The sequence below is a fragment of the Fructobacillus sp. EFB-N1 genome, from assembly GCF_001038455.1.
Taxonomy (GTDB): Bacteria; Bacillota; Bacilli; order Lactobacillales; family Lactobacillaceae; genus Fructobacillus; species Fructobacillus cardui.
The window spans coordinates 1-23,269 of sequence record NZ_LDUY01000003.1; the positions used below are offsets into that span (position 1 = coordinate 1).

General features: G+C 45.2%; 22 protein-coding genes. 21 read left to right on the forward strand and 1 reads right to left on the reverse strand.

Translation table 11 applies throughout. The annotated features are described in order from the left end of the window. The first annotated feature begins 274 nt into the window (after positions 1 to 274). The 13 genes from FEFB_RS00660 (at position 275) to FEFB_RS00720 (ending at position 14,820) form a co-directional block, all read left to right on the forward strand. On the forward strand, positions 275 to 1,390 hold the full coding sequence (locus tag FEFB_RS00660; protein ID WP_082131868.1) for an AAA family ATPase: 1,116 nt from the start codon (positions 275 to 277) through the stop codon (positions 1,388 to 1,390). Between the two features lie 95 nt (positions 1,391 to 1,485). Continuing rightward, positions 1,486 to 3,909: a primosomal protein N' gene (priA, locus tag FEFB_RS00665; protein ID WP_047974333.1), complete on the forward strand. Its 2,424-nt coding sequence runs from the start codon at positions 1,486 to 1,488 to the stop codon at positions 3,907 to 3,909. A gap of 148 nt (positions 3,910 to 4,057) precedes the next feature. Then, positions 4,058 to 5,029, forward strand: a complete 972-nt coding sequence (fmt, locus tag FEFB_RS00670) for a methionyl-tRNA formyltransferase (RefSeq protein ID WP_047974334.1) — start codon at positions 4,058 to 4,060, stop codon at positions 5,027 to 5,029. Then, entirely contained in the window at positions 5,022 to 6,368 is a 1,347-nt protein-coding gene (rsmB, locus tag FEFB_RS00675) for a 16S rRNA (cytosine(967)-C(5))-methyltransferase RsmB (protein ID WP_047974335.1), read from the forward strand. The genes fmt and rsmB overlap by 8 nt, the downstream gene beginning before the upstream one ends. Positions 6,369 to 6,373: 5 nt before the next feature. Next, complete coding sequence (locus tag FEFB_RS00680; protein WP_053068892.1) at positions 6,374 to 7,234, forward strand: PP2C family serine/threonine-protein phosphatase; 861 nt, start codon at positions 6,374 to 6,376, stop codon at positions 7,232 to 7,234. Beyond that, a complete protein-coding gene (pknB, locus tag FEFB_RS00685) occupies positions 7,234 to 9,090 on the forward strand; it encodes a Stk1 family PASTA domain-containing Ser/Thr kinase (RefSeq protein WP_047974336.1) in 1,857 nt (618 codons plus the stop codon). The genes FEFB_RS00680 and pknB overlap by 1 nt, the downstream gene beginning before the upstream one ends. Before the next feature lie 158 nt (positions 9,091 to 9,248). Further along, positions 9,249 to 10,154 carry a ribosome small subunit-dependent GTPase A gene (gene rsgA, locus FEFB_RS00690; protein WP_047974337.1) on the forward strand — a complete coding sequence of 302 codons (906 nt, stop codon included), beginning with the start codon at positions 9,249 to 9,251 and terminating at the stop codon, positions 10,152 to 10,154. Positions 10,155 to 10,219: 65 nt separating this feature from the next. Next, complete coding sequence (rpe, locus tag FEFB_RS00695) at positions 10,220 to 10,876, forward strand: ribulose-phosphate 3-epimerase (RefSeq protein WP_047974338.1); 657 nt, start codon at positions 10,220 to 10,222, stop codon at positions 10,874 to 10,876. Positions 10,877 to 10,957: 81 nt separating this feature from the next. Next, on the forward strand, positions 10,958 to 11,632 hold the full coding sequence (locus FEFB_RS00700) for a thiamine diphosphokinase (RefSeq protein WP_047974339.1): 675 nt from the start codon (positions 10,958 to 10,960) through the stop codon (positions 11,630 to 11,632). After that, on the forward strand, positions 11,633 to 11,950 hold the full coding sequence (trxA, locus tag FEFB_RS00705; RefSeq protein ID WP_047974340.1) for a thioredoxin: 318 nt from the start codon (positions 11,633 to 11,635) through the stop codon (positions 11,948 to 11,950). Positions 11,951 to 12,337: 387 nt separating this feature from the next. Next, positions 12,338 to 12,538: a 50S ribosomal protein L28 gene (gene rpmB, locus FEFB_RS00710; protein ID WP_047974341.1), complete on the forward strand. Its 201-nt coding sequence runs from the start codon at positions 12,338 to 12,340 to the stop codon at positions 12,536 to 12,538. 208 nt (positions 12,539 to 12,746) lie between these two features. Continuing rightward, entirely contained in the window at positions 12,747 to 13,106 is a 360-nt protein-coding gene (locus FEFB_RS00715; RefSeq protein ID WP_047974342.1) for an Asp23/Gls24 family envelope stress response protein, read from the forward strand. Between the two features lie 7 nt (positions 13,107 to 13,113). Next, positions 13,114 to 14,820, forward strand: coding sequence for a DAK2 domain-containing protein (locus FEFB_RS00720; protein ID WP_047974343.1), 1,707 nt, complete (start codon positions 13,114 to 13,116; stop codon positions 14,818 to 14,820). 61 nt (positions 14,821 to 14,881) lie between these two features. Here the strand turns inward: FEFB_RS00720 and FEFB_RS00725 are convergent, their stop codons facing one another. After that, positions 14,882 to 15,133, reverse strand: coding sequence for a DUF4044 domain-containing protein (locus FEFB_RS00725; RefSeq protein ID WP_053068893.1), 252 nt, complete (start codon positions 15,131 to 15,133; stop codon positions 14,882 to 14,884). Between the two features lie 94 nt (positions 15,134 to 15,227). On the opposite strand from FEFB_RS00725, the gene FEFB_RS00730 reads away from it, so the two are divergent. From FEFB_RS00730 to murG, 8 genes are all read left to right on the forward strand, one after another. Further along, positions 15,228 to 15,569 (forward strand): hypothetical protein, encoded by a 342-nt coding sequence (locus tag FEFB_RS00730; RefSeq protein WP_047974344.1) that lies wholly within the window; start codon positions 15,228 to 15,230, stop codon positions 15,567 to 15,569. Positions 15,570 to 15,721: 152 nt separating this feature from the next. Continuing rightward, positions 15,722 to 16,153 (forward strand): division/cell wall cluster transcriptional repressor MraZ, encoded by a 432-nt coding sequence (mraZ, locus tag FEFB_RS00735; RefSeq protein WP_047974345.1) that lies wholly within the window; start codon positions 15,722 to 15,724, stop codon positions 16,151 to 16,153. Positions 16,154 to 16,216: 63 nt separating this feature from the next. Further along, on the forward strand, positions 16,217 to 17,170 hold the full coding sequence (gene rsmH / locus FEFB_RS00740) for a 16S rRNA (cytosine(1402)-N(4))-methyltransferase RsmH (protein WP_047974346.1): 954 nt from the start codon (positions 16,217 to 16,219) through the stop codon (positions 17,168 to 17,170). Positions 17,171 to 17,232: 62 nt separating this feature from the next. Next, positions 17,233 to 17,610, forward strand: a complete 378-nt coding sequence (locus FEFB_RS00745; protein ID WP_047974347.1) for a hypothetical protein — start codon at positions 17,233 to 17,235, stop codon at positions 17,608 to 17,610. A gap of 4 nt (positions 17,611 to 17,614) precedes the next feature. Further along, positions 17,615 to 19,759, forward strand: coding sequence for a penicillin-binding protein 2 (locus tag FEFB_RS00750; protein WP_047974348.1), 2,145 nt, complete (start codon positions 17,615 to 17,617; stop codon positions 19,757 to 19,759). Further along, positions 19,759 to 20,718: a phospho-N-acetylmuramoyl-pentapeptide-transferase gene (gene mraY, locus FEFB_RS00755; RefSeq protein WP_047974349.1), complete on the forward strand. Its 960-nt coding sequence runs from the start codon at positions 19,759 to 19,761 to the stop codon at positions 20,716 to 20,718. The genes FEFB_RS00750 and mraY overlap by 1 nt, the downstream gene beginning before the upstream one ends. Positions 20,719 to 20,795: 77 nt before the next feature. Beyond that, positions 20,796 to 22,151 (forward strand): UDP-N-acetylmuramoyl-L-alanine--D-glutamate ligase, encoded by a 1,356-nt coding sequence (gene murD / locus FEFB_RS00760; protein ID WP_047974350.1) that lies wholly within the window; start codon positions 20,796 to 20,798, stop codon positions 22,149 to 22,151. An 11-nt stretch (positions 22,152 to 22,162) separates the two neighbouring features. After that, the gene (gene murG, locus FEFB_RS00765; protein WP_047974351.1) at positions 22,163 to 23,263 is read left to right on the forward strand and encodes an undecaprenyldiphospho-muramoylpentapeptide beta-N-acetylglucosaminyltransferase; all 1,101 of its coding nucleotides are present in this window, start codon (positions 22,163 to 22,165) and stop codon (positions 23,261 to 23,263) included. Positions 23,264 to 23,269: the final 6 nt, after the last annotated feature.

A 23,269-nucleotide genomic window follows, 5' to 3' on the forward strand; every position in this document is an offset into this window, starting at 1 on the left:
ATTCTTTGGGTTTTTATTTTAAATTTTCTCGTTCGAATTAATTATAGAATCTGCCTTTATTAAAAAGTGGTGGTTCTTTTCTATCAAAATTTCTGAAGGGTTTTGGTTTTGTGGCTATAATTACCATTAAGATAATGTTCATGATGTGTTTATAGCGACTAAACGTAAATTGCCTTTCAACAACCCCCTTGACTATCTTTGGTATAATAGAAGTAATATGCACTGGCTGATTTTTCCAGTGAAGTGTTTGATAAGATAGATGTTAGGAAGACTGATGGTCAAGAAAAACTTAGTCAAAGCAAACTTAACAGGTGACCGAATTGGGGTCTTTTTTGGAACCTTGGCACCGATGCACATTGGGCACCAGGCCGAAATTTATAAGGCCGCAGCCCTGAATGATGGGGTCGTTGTGATTACTTCGGGGTACACAGGCGACCGTGGCGATCAAATTGGTTTGCCGGTTGAAAAGCGGTTCCGTTACCTCCGGGAGGCCTTCAATGATGAAGACAACATCAAGGTTGATTATATCAATGAAGATGATATTCCTCAGATGCCGAACGGTTGGCAGGAGTGGACAGACCGGTTGACGGCGACGATTCGACGAAATATTGTCAACCCTGAGGCGCAGATTACGCTATATACAGGTGAAGCAGACTATAAGGAAATGCTGGAAAAGATGTTGCCAAAAGATGGTCATTTCCGTGTCTCATTAATGGACCGCACCATTTTAAAGGTATCGGCAACAGCTGTTCGTAATGATCCCTTGGGGAACTGGGACTTTATTAACCGTGTTTTCCGCCGCCATTTTGCTAAAAAGATTTTGGTCGTTGGGGCACCGCAAACAGGTAAATCAACTTTAACCAGGCGTTTAGCCCGAACATCCAACTCACCTTTTTCGGTAGAGTTTTCACGAACTTACCAGGAAAAATCAAATGTCTTTGATAGTGAACTACTTTTAAAGGATTATTCGCGGATTATTCAAGGCCAGTATGATGCCAATTCGGCCGAGATCAACTCACCGGCTAATAACGGCTTGACCTTCTTCGATACGGATGCGATGGTGACCATGGCGGAAGCTAGGGAGTGGTTACCAAAAGATGACTTGGCTCAATTGTTACCACTATTTGATAATACAATTCAAGAAGAAGAACTCGATTTGATTTTGGTTATTCCACCAGCAGTGGCTGTTTTAAACGGCGCAGATCCAATTGAAAGTGCCCAATTTGATCGCCACCTTTGGCAGGTGATTGCCGACTATGGCTATGATGATTTGGCAGTGGCTTTGGATCGGCCGGGTGGACCCGATGACCCAGCGGGTTACTATGCCCGGTATATGCAGGCTTTGGAAATTATTGAAGATAAAGTTGGCATTAATTTAACCAAGGTTTAAGATAAGGACCCTGAACGTTTCGGGTCTTTTTTATTCTAGCTTTATCTATTGCAAGTAAGCTATTGAAAACATAACAAAGAAGGAGGTGACCAGCGGTGGCACTGACGTACGCACAGGTGGTGGTGGATGTTCCCACCCAACAAACGAATCGACCGTATACTTATTTGATTCCAGATGAGATTCAAGATGAAGTGCAACCCGGTGTCCGTGTTTTGGTCGCCTTTGGTTACCGCTCGGTTTTGGGTTATGTGTTAAAAATCGGTGTCGAATTGCCAGCTGATTTAGCCGTTGACCAGGTCAAGGATATTTTGACGGTCTTAGATGACCATCCGGTTCTCAGCCAGGAAATGTTGGACTTATCCGAGGAATTGGCGCAAACTAATTTTTCATTCCAGGTCTCTTTTTTGGCTTTGATGCTGCCAACCGCTTTAAAGGCATCCTACAAGAAGCGTTTGCGAGCACAAGCTGGCTTGTTGCCTGCTGACCGTGTGGCCTACTTAGACGGTCAGGAGGAGCGCTTAGTTAAAACCAAGGACTTTTCGGCGAAGGAGTGGCGGCAGGTCCGCCAGTTAGCTGCGGCAGGTCAACTGTCAATCGAAACGGTGATTGAAAATAAGGGCCGAATTAAAACGGAACTGGCCTATCAGGTAACCAGTGACCAGGGCCTATTGGGCCAAGCGGAAGAAACTTTGCGTAAATCAGCTAAAAGTCAGGCTGCTTTGTTGGCCTTTTGCCAGGAACACCCTGGTGAAACCTTTACGAAGCGCGATTGGTTGGCCCAAGTTGATGTCGCTGCAGCAACATTGACAACTGGTGTCAAAAACGGCTGGTTGGTCAAGCGCCAGGTTGAGCAGAAGCGGCGTCCCGGAGCACTGGCCTCGGGCAAAGTTGAAGCAGTTAAGGTTTTAAACGAAGATCAGCAGAAGGCTTATGATGCCGTGACTGCAGCCATTACGGCTAAGGAAAAGACGACCTTTTTGCTTGAGGGGATTACCGGGTCTGGGAAGACTGAGGTTTACCTCCAAGCGGCGCAAAAAACGATTGATCAGGGGGAACAAGTCCTCTTTTTAGTTCCTGAAATTGCGCTGACACCACAGATGCAAAAACGAGTGGCAGACCGTTTTGGGGATGCAACTGCAGTCCTGCATTCTGGTCTGTCGGCCGGAGAGCGCTATGATGAATGGCGTCGAATTCAATCCTGCCAGGTTAAGGTGGTGGTTGGTGCCCGGTCAGCGGTCTTTGCCCCGCTAGCTAAGCTGGGCTTGATTATCGTTGATGAGGAGCACGAAACTTCCTATAGCCAAAGCGAAAATCCACATTATTCTGCCCGCGACGTGGCCTTATGGCGGGGCGCCTATCATCAGGCACCCGTTGTTTTGGGTTCTGCAACCCCTTCACTGGAAAGTCGAGCTCGGGCGCAAAAGGGCGTTTATCAATTGCTGACGCTAACGAAACGGGCAGCGGCAGCGGCCACGTTGCCACCGGTTGAGATTGTTGATATGCGACAGACGGTTGTTCTAAAAGGGGATACTAATTTTTCAACCGAACTTTTGGAAAAGTTGAAAGATCATTTAGCCCGTGGGGAACAAGCCGTTTTGCTACTGAACCGCCGGGGCTTTTCTTCCTTTGTGATGTGTCGGGACTGTGGCTATGTTCCAAAAGACCCTAATTGTAACTTGGCCATGACCCTGCACATGGATACGAAAACCTTGAAGTGCCATTACTGCGACTTTCAGGCACCAATTCCGCATATTTGTCCAAGCTGTGGATCAAAGCGGATTCGCTACTACGGAACTGGGACTGAAAAGGTCCAAGAAGAATTGAGCCGTGTTCTACCGGAGTACCCGGTAATCCGCTTGGACCAGGATACGACGAAGAAGAAGGGCGCCATGGCGCAAGCCCTGGCTGATTTTGGCGCTAAAAAAGCACAAATCTTGTTGGGAACGCAAATGGTTGCCAAGGGCTTGGACTTTGAGGATGTTACCCTGGTTGGCGTTTTAAATGCTGATACGGGATTGGGCTTACCTGATTTTCGTGCCAGTGAAAAAACCTTTGAACTGCTTACCCAGGTTGCCGGGCGTGCTGGTCGAGGTGACCGGGCAGGGGAAGTGGTGATTCAAACGTTTAATCCGAAACACTACGCTCTGACGTTTGCCCAGCGCCACGATTATGAGGGCTTTTACCGACAAGAAATGGCCATCCGCCATACCGGTGAATTTCCGCCCTACTACTACACAATTCAGATTCAGAGTTCGCACCCTGATGAAAATCTAGTGGCCATCCAGAGTGCCAAAATTGGCCTTTGGCTGCGAAAAAAATTACCACAGGATGTTTTGATGCTTGGACCATCGCCTCAAGCTATTGCAAAGCTAAAGGGGCGGTACTATTTCCAGATTTTACTCAAATTGAAGAACCCCCATGAGGCAGATGCATTACTGCGTGACTTGGTTGATCGCTCGCAAAAGGCTGAGGCTGGTTTCCAGCTTTCGGTGAAGCGTGACCCAGTTACCTTTATGTAAGGATTCATGCGGTCTTGGCAGAGACGTTTTGGTGTCATTGGATGGTACTTAATTGGTACTGCCTTGGCGTCAATGAGTCTTTTGATTGAATTTGTTATAATGAATGAAAGCGCCGACTTTCTAATCGGCAGAACTAGTGAGGAAGTTAATGACCAATCGCGTTGTCTTTATGGGAACACCCCAATTTGCTGTTCCAATTTTAGAGGCCTTAGTGGCTGATCCCCAATATGATGTTTTGGCTGTTGTCACACAGCCTGACCGACCACAGGGTCGCAAGCAAAAGTTGTCACCAAGTCCGGTTAAAATGGCCGCCTTAGCCCATGATTTACCGGTCTTACAGCCGGAAAAAATCAGTGGTTCAGCCGAAATGGCCGAATTAATTGGTCTGGCTCCTGATTTTATTGTGACGGCCGCTTTTGGGCAATTCTTGCCGGAAAAGTTGTTGCAGGCAGCCAAGGTGGCGGCGGTGAATGCCCATGCTTCCTTGCTGCCAAAGTATCGTGGTGGTGCGCCAGTTCATTACGCGATTATGAACGGTGACCAAGAAACGGGTGTTTCATTGATGTACATGGTCAAGAAAATGGACGCTGGTGATGTGATTGATGTGGTTAAGGTGCCGATTGAGGCAACTGACAACGTGGGGACCATGTTTGATAAGTTGAGCGCTGTCGCAGCACCATTGGTTCTTGCTAACTTGCCCAAATTGGCAGCGGGAACAGCTCAAACAGAGCCACAAGACCCTGACCAGGTTAGTTTTTCACCAAACATCAGTCGTGACCAGCAGAACTTAGATTTTGCTAAAGAGACTGCTGAACAGTTAAACTGGCATATTCGTGGCTTGTACCCAACTCATCCAGCCCATGCCGTGGTTGGTGGCGAACGCTTTAAACTCGTGGAAACGACACCGTTAGCTGAAACAACAGAAGCAAAGCCGGGCGTGATTACAAAAAAAGATAAGAAAAACCTGGTGATTGCGGCCGCTGATGGAACGCAATTAGCAATCCAAAGTTTGCAGCCAGCCGGCAAGAGCGTCATGGCCGTGGCCGCCTATTTGAATGGCGCCGGTCAAAAGTATACAGTGGGCGACCAGTGGGTCACCATCGAGGAAGTTAATGCCTAATCAAGTAAAAAACAGTCAAAATCCCCGTTTGCTAGCAGTTACCACGTTAGCTAAAATTAAAAACGGTGCATATTCTAACCTGCAGTTGAACCAGGTGATTAAGAGCCATCAACTGAAAGCGGTTGATAAGGGTCTCTTAACAACCCTGGTTTATGGAACGATTCAGTATCGTCTATTACTAGAATACTGGTTGGCACCTTTTGTAAAGGGGAAAAAATTAGAACCTTGGGTTAAGGAATTACTCTTGACGGCATTGTTCCAGTGGCATAAACTAGACAAAATTCCGAAGCATGCGATTTTTAACGAAACGATTGAAGTGGCTAAAACCCTCGGAAACGTGGGGACAGCTAAATTTGTGACGGCAATTCTTCATAATATGGACCGTACAGGTCTTCGTGATGAGAGTAAAATTGCAGACCCAATCGAACATTTATCGATTTCGTATTCGTTACCTGTTTGGCTGGTAAAGGCCTTATTGGACCAAGTTGGCGAAGATAAGACCAAGAGGATTTTAGCCTCTTTGAATGAAGCACCGGCCCAGGCTGTTCGAGTTAATACGGCTAAGGCAACGGTTGCTGATACGAAGGCCAGTTTGATGGGCGAAGGACTGTCCGTTCGCGACTCCGCCGTGGCTGCCGATGCCTTGGTGGTTACCGGTGGTCACGTGGCTTCTTCCAAGGCCTTTATTGGCGGGCTGATTACGATTCAAGATGAATCCGCCATGTTGCCGGTTGAGGCGCTAGACATTGATGAGTCAGTTCACTCTGTTTTGGATGCCGCAGCCGCTCCCGGTGGCAAGACGACCCAGATTGCCCAGTACTTATCTGGAAATGCCAAGGTTCTGGCCTTAGACATCCACGAGCACAAGGTTAAGTTGATTAAGGCCAATGCCAACCGCCTTGGTTTAGCTGACCGGGTTGAAGCAAAAGCTTTGGATGCTCGGCAGGTGCCGGAAAAGTTGGACCAAGACTTTGACCGAATTTTGGTCGATGCGCCTTGTTCTGGCTTAGGACTTTTGCGTCGTAAACCAGAAATTCGCTATGAAAAGTCACTTGAGGATGTTTTGCACCTCGCTGACTTACAGCTTTCGATTTTAAATGCGACCGCGAAGCGCTTAGCACCTGGTGGCCGTTTGGTTTATAGTACTTGTACGATTTTAAATCAGGAAAACGATGGCGTGATTGAACGCTTTTTAGCTGAAAATCCTGATTTTACCTTGTTGAAGACACCAACCGATAAGAAGTTGAAGGATGATCGAGTAGGCGACGTGTTGAAAATCTACCCGGATGACTACGAGACGGATGGCTTTTTCGTAGCCACCCTTCAAAGGAAGGATTAGATAAGATGGCAATTGCTTATATCAGCGAAAAAGGCCCTACACGGGTCGATAATCAAGACGCAGTGGGCGCCTTTTATAATCAATCGGGCGAAGCTTTAGTGATTGTCGCTGATGGCGTTGCCTCTAATCCAGGCTCTAAGCAGGCCAGTCAAATTGTGGTGGAAACACTTGGTTCTGCTTGGCAAAAAAAGAATATGACCGATCCAGAAAGCGTGAAGGACTGGCTAGTGCATCAGGCTGCTTTGGCCAACCGCGCGATTTTGTTAGCTGGACAAAAAAATCCGCGGGTTAACAAAATGGCGACAACTGTGGTTTTGGCTGCTTGCTTGCCAGGAAAAATCTTAGTCGCAAACGCTGGCGATTCCAGAGCCTATTTGTTGCGGGGGGAAAGTGCTGAATTGTTGACCTTTGACCATACCCTGCGTAATGAAATCAAGCGTGATAGTGGTCAAATTTATGATGAAAACCTACCTGAGGCTAATTCTTTGACCCGCTATTTGGGGGTTAATCAAAAAGTTGACCTTGAGTGGACGACTTTTGTCCCTAAAAAAGATGATTGGCTCTATTTGACCTCCGATGGGCTGGTCAAGGTTCTTTCAATTGAGGACCAAGTCAAACTGCTCCAACCAAGACGCCACCGTCCGGGAAATGAGCCGCCATTGGGATCTGTCTTAGATTTGACCGAACGAATCCGGGCCCTGATGAAGGCAGCCAATGCGCGCCAGGCACCGGACAATATTACAGCATTGCTGGTGACTGATTTAACGAATCCAAACCAGCAAATGGCGGCCAAGGCCTATGCCGATGTTCGTCAGATACCAGATAATAAGCAAGAAATGCCGCAACGAACAGGGAGGCAAAATTAATGGAACAAGGAACGATGATTGATCACCGCTACCGAGTAGTGCGCCCTCTGGGTGGTGGCGGCATGGCTAATGTCTACCAAGCTTTTGATACTTATTTGAACCGTGATGTCACGTTGAAGATGATTCGATTGGATATCAAGGACCAACCGGATGCTGTTGAACGCTTTCAACGTGAGGCAAAATCAGCAACTGCTTTAATCAATGACCATATTGTGCAGGTTTATGATGCCGGTGAATTTGATGGTTCCTCTTATTTGGTGATGGAATATGTCGATGGGATGGATTTGAAGGATTATACCCAGGCGCATTTTCCAATCCCTTATCACGAAGTAGTTAATATCATGGAACAGATTCTGGATGCGGTGGCTACTGCCCATCGTGCCGGTATTATTCATCGTGATTTGAAACCACAAAATATCTTGATTGATAAACAAGGACAAGTGAAGATTACCGATTTTGGGATTGCGACGGCCAAAAAATCGCAGTCGTTGACTCAGGTACACACAGTGATTGGCTCCATTCACTACCTGGCGCCGGAATTACCAATCGGTCAGCATGCTTCTGCCCAGTCCGATATTTATGCATTGGGTGTTATTTTGTACGAGCTTTTGACGAACCGAGTGCCTTATCAAGGTGATACGCCCGAACAAGTGGCTTATAAGCATGGAAACATGCCAATGCCTTTTGTGCGCGATTTTGACAGTCAGGTTCCCCAGCCATTAGAAAATGTTATTTTGCGGGCAACTGCTAAAAATCCAGCAGATCGTTATTTTTCGGCTGAAGATATGGCCGATGATCTCAAGACCTCGTTGTCCAAAAGACGTTCTCAAGAAAAACGTTATGTACCGGAGACCTCTGATGAAACACGTTTAGTCGATACTGATTTATCTGACCGACCCTACGTAGCTGACCCCGATACTTTAAAGGATCCTGAAGAAGGAAAATCAGTTACTGAGCAAATTATTGATTACGCTAAGCAGGGGATGTCAGTTAAAAAAATTGCCGCGAAAGTTGATCGGACGCCGAAGTTTGTTCGACAGGTTTTGTCAAAAAATGGCGTTAAGTACAAGTCGGCCAAAAAGTGGGTTGTTTCCTTAGTAATGTTACTCTTGTTATTGGCTGGGATTGGCAGTGCGAGCTATTTTGAGAGTAACTACGTTACCATGCCAGATGTTGCTAATATGTCCTTAAACCAAGCTGAAAGTAAGCTTTCTAATGCTGGATTGACGGTTTCCAGTCCAACTTATGCATCGTCTAAGACGGTGGCTAATGGTCAAGTGATTAAGACGAAACCTGGATCAGGAGTCTACCTAAAGAAGGGAACTTCCGTTTCTTTGGTGGTTTCCTCTGGTGGGAATAAGGTCAGCCTAGCGGATTATAGCGGTTGGAGCTATGGCGAGGCAGCTGCACAGTTAAGTGGTCAGGGCTTCACCGTTAAACGAAAAAGCCAAGCTAGTTCTGATGTTCCTAGTGGGGAAGTAATCTCGCAATCGGTTGAGGCCTTTACCTCTGTTGATCCTAGTTCAACGACAATTACCTTAACGGTTTCAACTGGTCCAAGTAAGGTACAAGTGCCAAACTTGGTTGGTAAGAACCAAAGTGATGCGATTAGTTGGGCAAACGCCAATCGAATTCAACTTAGTTTTAACTTTACGAATTCTAGCCAGCCAAGTGGTCAAGTGATTGCTCAAGATACACCATCTGGGTCGCAAATTACTTCAGATAAGACGGTGACCTTGACAATTTCTTCTGGCCAGGAGAGCAGTTCGAATAGTAATAATTCAAATAATAATGCATCGAGCTCGTCTTCATCTTCATCATCGAGTTCCGCCTCATCATCGTCGAATAACCATTAATTTGGATTTTTGATTAATAGTGATGACAAAAAAGCTACTTTTTAGTGGCTTTTTTTGTTTAAAGATCAGACTCATCAAGGATTAGATTTTTTTCTTTTTTGTTAAGATTCGGCTGACGGTGTGCACTGGAATTTTTAAAAATATGCTATACTAAGCGTATGAAAACAGGACGGATTATTCGGTCATTGGCCGGTTACTATGACATTATGATGGATGACGGGGTTGTCGAGCGCACGCGAGCGCGAGGACAATTTCGGCAAAAAAAACACCGCCCCTTAGTCGGCGATTTTGCTGATTTTGAATCGGAAAATGGCGAGGGTTTTATTTGGGCGTTGCATGATCGGAAAAATGATTTGGTGCGCCCGCCTATTGCCAATGTTGATTTAGCAATTGTGGTGACATCGGTAGTCGAGCCAGCCTTCTCTCAAAATTTGTTGGACCGGCAGTTGGTGGCACTGGAGGCCGCTGGTGTGAAGCCTGTCCTCTATTTTTCAAAGATGGACTTGCTTGAACCGACTGCCAGGCAGAATTTTGAGGCAACCTTAATCGAATATCGTGCGATTGGCTACGATGTCATCGTTTCGGACGGAGATGTCGCCACCACCTTTCAGCCAATTTTGAAAAATCAGGTTGTGGTCGCAATGGGCCAAACCGGAGCCGGTAAGTCAACGTTGCTCAATGCTTTGGCACCGGAATTGCAGTTGGAGACGGGTGTTGTTTCAAAGGCGCTTTCGCGTGGGAAGCATACGACCCGACAAGTTTCGCTGATCTTAGTACCAGCTTTTGAGGCCTTGATCGCAGATACACCCGGTTTTTCATCCTATGAAGTTTTTGACTTTCCGGTTGAAGAATTAGGCAATTACTTTCCTGAAATCAAAGCAGTTAGCGGTCAGTGCCGTTTTCGGACCTGTTTGCATATCAATGAACCTGGCTGTGCGGTGAAAGAAGGGGTTGCCCTTGGCAGTATTTCACAGGCACGGTATAATAGTTACGAACTGTTTTATCAAATTATTAAAGGGAAACGGCCAGTCTACCAAAAGACGAGCCAAAAATGGCGTCAGTAAGAAGGTCACTTGTCTGTTCGACAATGAATTCGTTCAATGCTGAGCGCTGAGGAAAAGAGGAAAACATGGCAGGAATTATTGCTCCATCAATTTTGAGTGCAGATGTCACAAAGTTAGGCGAAGATGTCGCCTTGGTGGAAAAGGCTGGTGCAAAGTATTTGCACGTCGATTTGATGGACGGGTCATTTGTCCCATCGATGGCTTATGGTCCAGCTTGGGTGAAGCAATTACGGCCACAAACTGATTTGTTCTTGGATGTCCATTTGATGGCTGTCCACCCAGAAAACCATGTTGAAGAATTGGCTGAAGCTGGTGCTGATTTGATTGGTGTTCACGTGGAAGCAACGCCACATATTCACCGTGTTTTGCAAATGATTAAGGCTGCTGGTGTGAAGGCAGAAGTGGTTATTAATCCTGGAACACCGGTATCAGCAATTATTCCTGTGTTAGGCATGGTGGACCAGGTCTTGGTCATGACGGTTAACCCTGGCTTTGGTGGTCAAGCCTTCTTGCCAGAAATGGTCGAAAAGATTAAGGAATTGTCTACCTATAAGCAAGACAATGGCTTGGACTACGATATCGAAGTTGATGGTGGTATCAATGAAAAGACCATTGCGTTGACGGCTGCGGCCGGTGCCAACGTCTTCGTTGCTGGTTCATATGTTTACGATAAGAAAGATCCAGCTGCTAAGGTTGCCAAGTTGTTGGATTTAACTAAGTAAAACAATCTCGCTATTAAATAATAATCCAAAAGGGCTAAGCAAATTTTTGCTTGGCTTTTTTCGAAAAGAAAGGATGAATGGATGCGAATTAATATCTTAGCCGGAGGTCCGACTGAATTTTGGCCTGACGATATTTTTGAGCAAGAGGGGCAGTGGTTGGGTGCTGACCGTGGCGCCTGGTACCTGATGCAAGCCGGGATGGACTTTCAAACGGTGGTGGGTGACTTTGACTCTTTGACAAAAGAGGAGTTTGAGGCGGTTATCAGTCATTTGGAAGCCAACCATGTTTACCGCTTTCCACCCGAAAAGGACTTTACTGATACGCAGTTAGCGATTAAAGCCGCTGCTAGTCTTGGTGCAGATGAAATCAGGGTCTACGGGGCCACCGGTGGCCGCCTGGATCATCTTTTAGCTAATTTAACTTTTCCAGCAATGGCGGGCTTTACCGAATTGGCACAAGAAATCGATTTGCCAGATTTAGTAGAACGAGTCGCGCTGGTTGATAAGCAGAATGTTGTTTCCTATTTGTTGCCTGGACAAAAGGTGGTGAAGCACATTGGTGGTATGAAATATCTCGGTTTTATGCCATTGGGTCTAGTTGATAATTTGAAAATTATCGATGCGAAGTATACCTTGACACAGCCAGAAAGTAAGGCTATAATGTGGTCATCGAATGAATTTATTAATGAATTGGTCCACTTGTCTTTTGACAGTGGAATCATGATTGTTACTCAGAGCAAAGATGGAGGTAAGTAAATGGCTGTAACAGCAATTACTGACGCAAATTTCGAAAAAGAAACCGCTACTGGCGTTGCCATTACGGACTTTTGGGCAACTTGGTGTGGACCGTGCAAGATGCAATCACCTGTTTTAGATGCTTTGTCTGATGAAGATGCTACTAAGAATATTAACTTTTATAAGGTTGATGTTGATGAAAACAAGGAAACGGCTGCTAACTTTGGCATCCGTGCAATTCCAACTTTGGTCGTGACAAAGGATGGTCAGGCCGTAGAACGAATTACTGGTTTCCATAACAAAGAGCAATTAGCTCAAATTTTGCAAAAGTACGCATAATTTTAAATTTAATTGGGGGGCGGCAGTGATTGTGCTGACACCTCCTTTTTAGTGCTTGCTCTACTAATGAATGAGATTGAATAAGATGATTGAAAATTAGTCTTGTTGATTGCCAGCGTAAATCAGGTAAAAAGGCAAAGCAGACGATTTGCTTTGCCTTTATTGCTCGAATTCGTTATACTGGATTAGGAAAAACTTTAGTATAAGTAATTTTCTGGATAAACAGTGGTAAAAGACTCGTATAGAGCGAATTGCCTTTGAATTTGAGGTGGAACCAATGGTTAAATCGATTTCTGCTCTTGCTAAAGGTCTTTTATTCTGGTAAAATATTGTATTGTTGATAAGAAGAGCATGAACAATACCTCGGCTCGGATAGGAGGGTCAGACATGGCAAAAGATGCAATTACTGGTGCACGCACCCGTTTTGGTAATCAACGTTCACACGCCTTGAATTCAAGTCGTCGTAGCTGGAAGCCAAACTTGCAAAAGGTTACTGTTAAGATTAACGGTTCCGCACCTAAGAAAGTTTACTTAACGGCACGTACTTTGAAGGCCGGATTGAAGAACGGCTCAATCGAACGTGTTTAAAAACCACCACTTGACGGTGGTTTTTTTATTATCAGTAGGTGCTAACTGGTTTTAGCCATTTGGCAACTAATTTTTTACCAGCAATAGAGAGTATGACAAAAGGCATGAAGCCGCCGGTTGGCAAATTAGAACCTTTTCTTAGAACATGGTAAAATAGGATTATCGTAAACAGAAAGGAACGTGGGGCTTTTTGTCCCACAACAACGTGATGGCAATTAAGATTCAAACTCAAAATGGCGAGATCAAAATTGAAAACGACGTAATCGCGTCGGTTGTTGGTGGGGCCACAATTGCCAACCCTGGTGTGGTTGGAATGGCTTCACGGGCTGCTTTGCGTGATGGTGTTAACCAAATTTTGAATCGGGAAAATTATGGCCGAGGCGTTGTTGTTTCGCAAACGGACGCTGGTGTTATTGTGGATGTTTATATCGTTGTGCGTTACGGCATGAAGTTAGCAGAAATTTCCACATCGGTTCAACGCAAGGTCAAGTATTATTTGGATAGTTATTTGGGAATTCATGTACCCGAAGTTAACGTGATTGTCCAAGGAATTGAAACCAAGGATTAAAAAGAAGATGACTGCAGAAAAAATAATGACTATCACTGCTGCCGATTATGGCAAGATGGTCAATGCCGCCGCGGCCAAGTTGACTGCGAATGCGGAGAACATTAACAAGTTAAACGTTTTCCCTGTTCCTGATGGGGATACGGGGACCAATATGGCCATGTCAATGGCTTCAGGTGCTCAATATGAGCGTGATGCCCAGGAAGAAACGGTTGGGGCCTTAGCGAAGGCGACGGCAAAGGGCCTTTTGATGGGAGCTCGTGGGAACTCTGGTGTGATTTTGTCGCAAATCTTCCGTGGCATGGCTGATTCTTTGGCTGACAAGGATAACCTTTCAGCCAGAGATTTGGCCGATGCCTTGATGATGGCTGCTCAAGTTGCTTATAAATCAGTAATGAAGCCAACAGAAGGAACTATCTTAACGGTGATTCGCGAATCCGCAGCGGCTGCTGATGAAGAGGCCAATGCTGGTGCTGATTTACCAACGATGATGGATCAAGTAGCTCATGCTGCCCAGGTGGCATTGGATAAGACACCTGACCTTTTGCCTGTTTTGAAAGAAGTTGGTGTGGTCGATTCTGGTGGTCAGGGTCTTGTTTTGGTTTTGTCAGCCTTTGCCGAAGTGATTTCGGGTACGGTTTCAGAAGAAAACCTGCAAACGCCTGATAACGCGGAACTTGACCAGATGGTTTCAAAGTTGCATGCGGGTGCCCAAGCAAATGAATCATTACGGCCAGAAGACATTAAGTACGGTTACTGTACGGAAGTCATGGTCGAGATTGGCAAGGGGACGACGGTTGAAAAGCCATTTGACTACCAAACCTTTTACGATTTCATTGCCGACAAGGGTGATTCGCTCTTGGTTATTAATGATGAAGATGTTGTCAAGGTTCACGTTCACACGGAAGATCCCGGGGCAATCATTCATTGGGGTGGTGAATTTGGCTCATTGGTCAAGGTCAAGGTTGACAATATGCGTGACCAACAGCAGGCCGTAATCGATGAACAGGAAAAAGAAGATCAAAAGAACCAGCAAACGGCACAAGAACAAAAGCCAGCACCTGATGTAGCGGTCTTTGCAGTAGCAGCTGGTGATGGTGTTGCACAATTATTTGATTCTTTGGGTGTTTACCAGGTGATTACTGGTGGCCAAACGATGAACCCTTCAACGGCTGATTTTGTCGAAGCCATTGAAAAGTCACAGGCAAAAGCGGCAATTATTTTGCCAAACAACTCAAATATCTTCTTGGCTGCTGACCAGGCAAAAGACTTGGTTGATATCCCTGTTGAAGTGGTGAAGTCGCGGACGATTCAACAAGGTCTAACGGCAATGCTGGGTTACAATCCAGCTGCTTCGGTAACAGATAACCAAGAAGCCATGACTGAACAGTTGGCAACAGTTGTTTCTGGTCAGATTACTCATTCGGTTCGTGATACAACTCTGAATGGCCAAACCATTAAAAAGGGTGATTGGCTTGGAATGGTTGATGGCGAAATCGTTGTGGTTGGCCAAAAGTTATTGGAAACAGTCAAGGATACTTTAGCAAAGATGTTAGACGATGATAGTGAAATTGTCACGATCATTACTGGTAAGGATGCCAAGAAGAAAGATATCAAAGCTTTGACGGAAGCGGTTGCTGAGCTTGATGAGGACTTGGAATGCGAAGTTCATGACGGTGGTCAGGACCTTTACCCATTTTTGTTGTCTGTTGAATAAAATCAATAAACATAATAAAAACGCCGACCATAGAAATTGGTCGGCGTTTTTTGATTAATTTTTAGTGGCCAATGGCGGCGATGGCGGCGTAGATGACGGAACCAGCCATGACAACAACCATGAAGATTGACATAATCCAAGTCCAAACCTGGAATTTACTCTTCTTTTTCTTTTCAACCTTTGGGATTGGTCGTTTATCTAATTGGCGGATGACTTCTTTTTGGAGCTCGGTATCAACGTTTGTATTTTTTTGAACGGGTGTTTGACTTACTTTTTTCTTAGCTTTTTTTTTGGCCATGATTGGTAGCAACATTCTCCTGAGTAATTTAAATTTATCATAACATATGCAAGGGTGAAATTGAAATTCTCAACTGACCTTGGTAAAGTTGACGAAGAGGTGAATGTTTATGACGTGGTTTTATTGGCCTGCCATTTGGTTAGCCACTTTCTTTTTAATTATTTTGTGGCGACTTTTTTATCGCTCTTTTCCACAAATTGGGGTCCTGGACCTTGCTGTTATTCCGACATTTGTTTTCGCACATTTAACCTGGGGTGCAGCCTTTTATCGGTCTGATTTGTTAGCTGTTTTAGTTGTTTGGTTATTGATTGGGGCAATTTGGAGTTCGATTGCTTTGTGGCATCGCCAACGACTTGCTTTCTTCTGCCATCGTTATTGGCAGGCGACTGGCATTATTGGCATTATTTTGCTACTTGTCTTGTGTGTTCTGGCTGTGATTTTAAAAAGATAGGGGAAATTCCCCACTAAGCTTAAATCCTGATTTTTTAGGGTTTAAGCTTTTTTTATTACTAGCGGTTTAAAAAAATTACAAGAAGAGTGGAGGAATGTGGGGGAATGTGGTAAATTATTGTTAAGTTATCTTTAAGAAAGGAGGGTGTGCCGATGTTCATGGGGGAATCTTCACATAATTTAGACCCCAAGGGCCGGCTCACCATTCCGGTTAAGTTTCGAAATCAATTGGGTGAATCCTTCGTGGTTGTCCGATGGATGGAACATGCTTTACGGGCCATGCCGATGTCGGTTTGGCAAAACTTAGAGGAACAATTAAATACTTTGCCAATCGGGAAAAAAGAAGCTCGGGCCTTTAAGCGTTTTGTTTTAGCCGGTGCTAAAGAAGCAGAGTTTGATAAGCAGGGGCGCATCATTGTTGATGGCAACCTGAAGGACTATGCCCAGATTGACAAAGAAGTGGTCGTGACGGGTGCCGGCGATTCCTTTGAAATTTGGTCTAAGGAAAATTGGCAGGCCTATACAGAGGATACTGCTGAAAACTTTGATGAAATTGCTGAGGGATTAGTCGATTTTGATTTTTAAAGTCGTCTATTCAACGCGAATAGACTGATGGATGAGAAAAGCATTAAACAGGAGGACAATAAAATGGCATTTGAACACGTAACGGTCCTCCAAAAAGAGGCGGTTGCATTGCTGGCGGTCAAGCCAGACGGCATTTACGTCGATGCGACTTTGGGGGGCGGGGGTCACACTGGCGAAATTCTTAAGGAATTGACCACTGGGACTCTTTATTCCTTTGACCAAGATCAGACCGCTATCTTACATAATCAAAAGCAGTATGAGCAAGAAATTGCTGATGGTAAATTAGTTTTGGTCTACCAGAACTTTCGCACATTGAAGCAAAGCTTAAATGACCGTGGTGTTTACCAAGTTGATGGTGTTTTGTATGATTTGGGCGTGTCATCCGTTCAGTTTGACCAAGGCGATCGAGGATTTTCTTATAACCATGATGCGCCATTGGATATGCGCATGGATCGTCGCCAGGACTTAACGGCAAAGGTCATTGTCAATGACTGGCCATTTTCTGATTTGGTCCGAGTTTTGACTCGTTATGGGGAAGACCGCTTTGGGAAAGCCATCGCTCGCAAGATTGAACAGGCTCGGGCAGTCAAGCCAATTGAAACCACCTTTGACCTGGTTGAAATTATTAAAGAAGCGATTCCAGCACCAGCTAGGCGCCATGGGGGGCATCCGGCAAAACGGACCTTCCAGGCTCTGAGAGTGGCCGTTAACGACGAATTAGGGGCTTTAGAGGATTCACTGACGCAGGCCTTAGACCTTTTGGCTGTTCAAGGACGGATTTCAGCAATTTCATTCCAGTCCCAAGAAGACCGCTTGATTAAACAGATGTTTCGTGAAAAGGCAGCCACACCTGATTTACCACGTGGCTTGCCACTCTTGCCTGAACAAATGCAAGCAGATTATGAATTATTAACACGTAAGGCGATTAAGCCAAGTGAAGAAGAGCAAGCAGAAAATCATCGGTCTGCTTCGGCACAATTAAGAGGCATTGTCCGGTTGAAGCGGGAAGATTCTTAACGCTTTCAGCAGGTAATGTGATGATTTTTGTTTGAAAAAGATACTAGTAAAGGAGTTCAAAAATGGCACAAAACGCTTATCGCTACCAAGATTTGGCGACTGCTTTACCTGAGCAGCCTACCACACCGTCTGCCAAGAGAGTTCGGACCAAAAAGCGCTACCAGGCAGCTGTCTGGACGAAACGGGAGCGTGGCTTGGTTATTTTTATGGCCACTATTGTATTGCTGTTGATGATGGGAACAGTGGCAACAACTGTGACCATGCAACGAGTTGATGCTCAAAATGAACAGATCTCCCAGAAGGTGACCAATGTGAAAGAGGAAAACGACTCTTATCGTGGTGACATTCAATCAAAAACGAATCGTGACAACTTGGAAAAGGTTGCCCAATCAGCTAATATGGAACAGAGTACTAACAACGTTCGGAATGTAAACCAGTAAGCAGATGAAGCAGAAGAAAAGACGACAACTCGGGAAAAAAATAACACGGAACGGTAAGCGTTTCGGTGCCCTCCTCTTTGTGGGGGCTTTCTTTGTTATTTTAATCATGGGTGGTCGCCTTTTTCAGATTGCTGGTTTTAAGGTAGTCAACAACCATAACTTAACCGCTGCCACTCGACTAATCTTTATGCAAAAGGAAACAGTGCCGGCTACTCGTGGGCAAATTTTGGATTCGGATGGTCAAGTTCTTGCGGACAACTCAACGGTTTATGATATGTATGCCGTTTTGGATAAAAAGCAAGTAACGAAGACAGGCAAGCCTGACTACGTGGTTGATAAGAAGGATGCCGCGCAGAAACTGAGTGTCATTCTTGGCATCAGCTATGATGACTTATATGCTCAGTTGACCTCTAACAAGCTTCAGGTCGAATTTGGTCCGAAGGCAAAAAACTTAAGTGTCGATACTTACAATAAGATTAAGGCCTTAAATTTGACGGGCATTAAGTTTAATTCCCAGCCATCCCGTTATTATCCAAATAACCGGATGGCCTCACATATTATTGGTCTAACAAATTCAACGCAGAACTCTGCCGGTCAGCGAACACTTGGCGGTATTTTAGGCATTGAAGCCTTTAAAAACAGTACCTTACGTGGTAAGGATGGTATTCAGACTTCTCTTGGAAATCAGAATGAGACTTCTAAAAAGAATCAGGTTGAAAATGGCAATAACGTGACCTTAACGCTGAATGAAAAGTTGCAAGCAACGCTTGAAAACCGGATGGACGTCCTTTTCGCCGGTACAAAAGCAAAATCAGCAGTCGCCGTTTTGATGGAAGCGAAAACAGGTAAGATTGTGGCTGCTACGCAACGACCAAATTTTGATCCAAATACACAAGACGGACTTTCATCCGCTTGGGAAAACCTGATTAATCAAGGATCCTTTGAACCAGGTTCAACCATGAAGACCATTACATTGGCAGCCGCTATTCAAGAAGGCAAGTGGCATCCAAATGCTACTTACCAATCTGGAACTTACGATATTAACGGCCAGAAGGTTGTTGATGCTTTTGGTAACGGTGAGGGTATTCTAACTTATCGCCAGGCCTATGAGCGATCATCAAACGTTGGTTTTGCTCACCTTGAACAAGCTCTTGGTGCAAGTACTTGGGAATCATATATCAACAAGTTCCGCTTCCTAAAGAAGACCGGAATGGATTTGCCCAACGAAGAATCCGGATCGATGTCCTTTGAACAGCCGATTGATCAGGCCAACACGGCGTATGGCCAGGCTATTCGGGTAACCCCTGCTCAGCTACTTCAAGCATATACGGCTATTGCCAACGGGGGCAAGGAAATCAAACCTTACCTGGTTGACCGAGTGACAAATCCGGAGACGGGAAAAGTTATTTACCAGGGCAAGACCACTCAGGTCGCCAATCCAATTTCAGCAAGTACAGCCAAGCAAGTTTTGTCTTTGATGGCTGGGGTTGTGAATGCGGATGATGGAACGGCTAAACAATATAGTTTGTCTGATGTTGGTTACCAGGTCGCTGCTAAGACTGGAACTGCGCAGATTTCCGAGAATGGAAAGTACCTGGATGGGTTAACAAATGATATTCATTCGGTGATGGCAATTGTGCCGGAGCAAAATCCAAAGTATATTATGTATATAGCAGTTCGCCAGCCGCAGGTTTTCCCGGACGCCAATATTCAAATTACATTGAATAATGTCTTTCGACCAGTGATACTTCAGGCCCTAAACGATGGGGATGATAGTGTTAAGTCGAAGACCAATCAGGTGACAGTTCCAGACGTGAAAGGCTTGTCGATTAGTCAAGCGGAGCAGGCACTGCAAAATGCAGGGCTATCTGTAACAACTTTGGGCTCAAGTGGCACCATTTCAGCGCAATCAATCAAGGGCAATCAGGATGCTATTAAGGGACAGCGCGTCTTTGTGACAGCAAGTGGTTCAGTCACTGTTCCTGATTTTAGTTCCTGGACCAAAAACGATGTTTTGACTTGGGGCTACTTAGCAAAGGTCAAGATGTCCTTAACTGGGTCTGGTTATGGAGAAAAGCAAAGCGTGACAGCCGGCACAGCGGTAACCGGTCAAAGTAAAATTAGCGTCAACTTTAAGGAGAGAACGTAATGTCAGTTGTACTAGAATTCCTCTTAGGAATGGCTATCACAGCACTTTTGATGCCGATGGTGATCAAAAAATTGAAGCAAAGTAAGGAACGGGCCGTGATTCGGGTCTTGGGTCCAGATCACCAGCAAAAAGCCGGTACGCCCTCATTGGGAGGGGCTGTTTTCGTCTTGGTGACAATCGTCGTTGCTTTTTGTTTGCCAAGAACTTATGAAAATTCAACCGCTTTCACAACGGTTTTGACCCTTTCAGTAGCGATTGGTTCATTTGCCTTGATTGGTGCAGTCGATGATGTTTTGAAACTACTGAAACATGCCGATGATGGCTTTGCCTTTAAGCCAAAATTAGCAGCGCAAACGCTATCGGCCGTTGTCGTAATGTTTTTGCTTTGGGCCTTAAAGGTGCCAGCCGTCATTAATTTGCCGGTTGTTGGCGTCGTTTATCTGGGCTATTTCTATGTCATCTTTATCTGGTTCTGGTTAGTTGGTTGGTCAAACGCTACTAACCTGACTGATGGCCTCGACGGTCTTCTGGGTGGCTTAGCCGTGATTGCTTATGGTGCCTACGCCGTCATGGCCTATTGGGCCGCTAACTGGGCGATGGTTTCCTTTAACCTGATTTTGATTGGGACGTTAGTTGGTTTTTTGATATTCAATTTACCAAAGGCCAAGATTTTTATGGGCGATACGGGTTCTCTTGCTTTGGGAGCTGGACTGGCAGTTGAATCCATTTTGTTGCACGCCGTCATCTCCCTGTTAATTATTGGACTAGTCTTCGTGATTGAAACTTTGTCCGTCATTATTCAGACATTTTCTTATCACTTCTTCCATAAACGAGTCTTCCCAATGGCACCGATTCACCATTCTTTTGAAAAGTTTGGTTGGTCAGAGTGGCAGATCGACATCGCCTTTTGGTCAGTTGGATTGGTCCTAGCCATTTTGGCCGTTTTCATTTTTTACTAACATTTAAAAGTGGTTGATAACGTTAACCACTGTACATAAAAAATCAGCACTGTGTGTGTCAGAAAAAGGAGTAGGGTATGGCAGAGTTAGATTTTAAAAATAAAAAGGTATTAGTGTTAGGTTGGGCCAAATCAGGGAAGGCTGCTGCTAAACGACTGGTTGAACTTGGTGCGCAGGTTACGGTTGCCAATTGCGACCAAATTGAGGAAGATGCTGATGTCAAAGCCTTGAAAGCTGCTGGTGTTTCTTTTGCTGAAAACGACCAAGCAGAATCTTTGGCAGAGGATACTGATTTTGTCGTTAAAAATCCAGGTATTCATTACGAACAACCATTGTTGGAAAAGGCGGAGCGGTTGAAGATTCCAATTCTGACGGAAGTAGCCGTTGCCTTGTCGACTTTTACTGGCCGTTTGATTGTTGTTACCGGTTCAAATGGGAAGACGACGACGACAACGCTTTTGGGGAAGATGTTGCAAGCGGATCCAAAGCAGGGGAAGGTCGTTGTCGCTGGTAATATCGGAACGCCTGTTTGCCAAGTTGTGGGTTCGATGACGAAGGATGATACGCTCGTCTTAGAATTGTCTTCTTTCCAACTAGTTGGGATTCCAATGATTCAGCCTGATATTGCCGTGATTACCAATGTCTTTGCCAATCATATGGACTTTCATCACACGCGATTGGCTTACTTAGCCGCTAAAATTCACGTTACAGAAGACCAACGCCCTGATCAAGTGCTGATTTTAAATGGCCAGGGACCAGATACACCATTAATTGAAAGTAAGACTGCTGCCCAGGTACTGCTCTTTGATGATCAAGACCAAGTAGCCTATGCCCACCAAAGTGGCGATGACTTGGTTTTTGCAGGACAAACACTAATGCCTTTCAAAGACGTTAAGCTTGTTGGTCAACCTAACTTGGAAAATGTTTTGGCGGCAACGGCGGCGGCAACGGTTGCAGGTGCCGACCTAGCTGGCATCATTGATGTCTTGAAGACCTTTTCAGGTGTTAAGCACCGGTTGGAATTCTTGTTTAAAAATCAAGACGTCTTGTATTATAACGATTCGAAGGCAACTGATATTGAAGCAACGCAAGCGGCCTTGTCGGCCTTTAACCAGCCAGTCGTTTGGCTGGCTGGGGGGCTAGACCGTGGGGATGACTTGTCCCGCTTGGCCCCAGACTTAAAGCATGTTCGTCAGGTGATTGCCTTTGGTGAAACGCACGATAAGGTCAAGGCATTGGCTGAATCCTTGCATTTACCGGTTACAGTTGTGAAATCAGTTGAAGAAGCGGCACCATTGGCTGTCCAAATGGCAAAACCTGGAGAGGTCGTTCTTTTTTCACCAGCAGCCGCTTCTTGGGATCAATATCCTAATTTTGAGATTCGTGGGGATGCATACGAACAAGCCTTAAAAAATAGTTTGCAGATTGGGTAAGGAGAGCAAAAATGAAAGTAGTGTTATCAGGTGGCGGAACGGGTGGCCATATTTATCCGGCCTTAGCTTTGGCTAAAATCATTGAGGAAAAGGAACCAGAAGCAGAATTTTTGTATATTGGTTCTTTCCGTGGAGTTGAGAAGCAAATCGTGCCGAAGACGAACTTGCCCTTTATGCAACTGGATGTCCAAGGTTTTTCACGTTCGCTCTCGTTAACCAACTTTAAGACGGTTTACCTGTTTTTGAAGGCAACTGCTGCTGCCAAGAAAATTTTAAAAAACTTTCAGCCCGACGTCGTTGTCGGAACTGGTGGTTATGTTTCTGGCGCTGTTTTGTATGCCGCACAACAAATGGGCATCCCAACGGTTATTCATGAACAAAATTCAGTTGCTGGTGTGACCAATAAGTTTTTGGCTAAAAATGCAACAAAAATTGGCTTGGGCTTTGAAGCAACCAAGGACCAGTTCCCAGCCGATAAGACTGAAGTGATAGGTAATCCAAGAGCCCAGGAAGTAGCGAACCTCCAGTCTGATTTTTCATGGACGAGCTATGGGTTAGAAGATGACAAAAAGACGTTGTTGATTTTTGGTGGGTCACAAGGTGCACCGGCCATTAACCTGGCAACTCTTGATGCTATTTCAACATTCAATGACCGTCCTTACCAGGTTGTTTTGGTTGCAGGACCAAAGCGAATCGATAACTTTAACCGCTTGTTACAAGAACGTGGTCTAACACTTGGCGACCATATTAAGGTCTTGCCTTATATTGATAACATGCCGGCCGTGATGAAAAAGGCGGATGTCTTGGTATCGCGAGCAGGGGCTACATCCATTGCCGAACTAACGGCACTGGGTCTGCCAGCAATCTTAGTACCTTCACCATTTGTGACGGGTGACCACCAAAGTAAAAACGCGAGTGCCTTGGTAGAAGCGGGTGCTGCTTTGTCGATTAAGGAACCTGATTTTAATGGTGAATCTTTGATCAAGGCTGCCGATGCTTTGCTGCTGGATGACCAACAGGCAAAAGCCATGCAGGCTCAGTCATCAGCTGTTGGAATTACCGATGCCGGTGATCGGTTCTACCGTTTGATTAAATCAGTCATCAAAGACTAGGAGTAA

What these genes read in the sequence shown, in the direction of transcription:
- FEFB_RS00660 (WP_082131868.1), top strand. Translation starts at nt 275, where the DNA reads ATGGTCAAGAAAAACTTAGTCAAAGCAAACTTAACAGGTGACCGAATT.
- fmt (WP_047974334.1), top strand. Translation starts at nt 4,058, where the DNA reads ATGACCAATCGCGTTGTCTTTATGGGAACACCCCAATTTGCTGTTCCA.
- rsmB (WP_047974335.1), top strand. Translation starts at nt 5,022, where the DNA reads ATGCCTAATCAAGTAAAAAACAGTCAAAATCCCCGTTTGCTAGCAGTT.
- FEFB_RS00680 (WP_053068892.1), top strand. Translation starts at nt 6,374, where the DNA reads ATGGCAATTGCTTATATCAGCGAAAAAGGCCCTACACGGGTCGATAAT.
- pknB (WP_047974336.1), top strand. Translation starts at nt 7,234, where the DNA reads ATGGAACAAGGAACGATGATTGATCACCGCTACCGAGTAGTGCGCCCT.
- rsgA (WP_047974337.1), top strand. Translation starts at nt 9,249, where the DNA reads ATGAAAACAGGACGGATTATTCGGTCATTGGCCGGTTACTATGACATT.
- rpe (WP_047974338.1), top strand. Translation starts at nt 10,220, where the DNA reads ATGGCAGGAATTATTGCTCCATCAATTTTGAGTGCAGATGTCACAAAG.
- FEFB_RS00700 (WP_047974339.1), top strand. Translation starts at nt 10,958, where the DNA reads ATGCGAATTAATATCTTAGCCGGAGGTCCGACTGAATTTTGGCCTGAC.
- trxA (WP_047974340.1), top strand. Translation starts at nt 11,633, where the DNA reads ATGGCTGTAACAGCAATTACTGACGCAAATTTCGAAAAAGAAACCGCT.
- rpmB (WP_047974341.1), top strand. Translation starts at nt 12,338, where the DNA reads ATGGCAAAAGATGCAATTACTGGTGCACGCACCCGTTTTGGTAATCAA.
- FEFB_RS00715 (WP_047974342.1), top strand. Translation starts at nt 12,747, where the DNA reads ATGGCAATTAAGATTCAAACTCAAAATGGCGAGATCAAAATTGAAAAC.
- FEFB_RS00720 (WP_047974343.1), top strand. Translation starts at nt 13,114, where the DNA reads ATGACTGCAGAAAAAATAATGACTATCACTGCTGCCGATTATGGCAAG.
- FEFB_RS00725 (WP_053068893.1), bottom strand. Translation starts at nt 15,133, where the DNA reads ATGTTGCTACCAATCATGGCCAAAAAAAAAGCTAAGAAAAAAGTAAGT.
- FEFB_RS00730 (WP_047974344.1), top strand. Translation starts at nt 15,228, where the DNA reads ATGACGTGGTTTTATTGGCCTGCCATTTGGTTAGCCACTTTCTTTTTA.
- mraZ (WP_047974345.1), top strand. Translation starts at nt 15,722, where the DNA reads ATGTTCATGGGGGAATCTTCACATAATTTAGACCCCAAGGGCCGGCTC.
- rsmH (WP_047974346.1), top strand. Translation starts at nt 16,217, where the DNA reads ATGGCATTTGAACACGTAACGGTCCTCCAAAAAGAGGCGGTTGCATTG.
- FEFB_RS00745 (WP_047974347.1), top strand. Translation starts at nt 17,233, where the DNA reads ATGGCACAAAACGCTTATCGCTACCAAGATTTGGCGACTGCTTTACCT.
- FEFB_RS00750 (WP_047974348.1), top strand. Translation starts at nt 17,615, where the DNA reads ATGAAGCAGAAGAAAAGACGACAACTCGGGAAAAAAATAACACGGAAC.
- mraY (WP_047974349.1), top strand. Translation starts at nt 19,759, where the DNA reads ATGTCAGTTGTACTAGAATTCCTCTTAGGAATGGCTATCACAGCACTT.
- murD (WP_047974350.1), top strand. Translation starts at nt 20,796, where the DNA reads ATGGCAGAGTTAGATTTTAAAAATAAAAAGGTATTAGTGTTAGGTTGG.
- murG (WP_047974351.1), top strand. Translation starts at nt 22,163, where the DNA reads ATGAAAGTAGTGTTATCAGGTGGCGGAACGGGTGGCCATATTTATCCG.